At 54.8% G+C, this 239-nt stretch carries 1 protein-coding gene; it reads left to right on the plus strand.

The window, feature by feature from the left end; all coding sequences use genetic code 11:
* On the plus strand, positions 1–226 hold a 226-nt coding region (locus ACWXWW_RS18330), incomplete at its 5' end, for a response regulator transcription factor (protein WP_455971477.1).
* Positions 227–239: the final 13 nt, after the last annotated feature.

The raw sequence follows: 239 nt of genomic DNA on the forward strand, positions 1-239 counted from the left end.
GCCTAACGATCCCAAAGCCGCAGATAAGAGGCTGTCGGTCTTGACGGATCGCGAGAAGGAAGTGCTGGTGGAGATTGCAAAGGGAGCGACGAACGCCGAAATCGCGCAGACCCTCTACATGGCAGAAGGAACTGTGAAAACTCACATCGGCCGACTACTATCGAAATTAGAGTGCCGTGACCGGGTTGGCCTCGTGCTGTTTGCCCATGAGGTCGGCCTCATTTGAGATACCTAAACCG

This window comes from Microbacterium sp. KNMS (assembly GCF_053851835.1).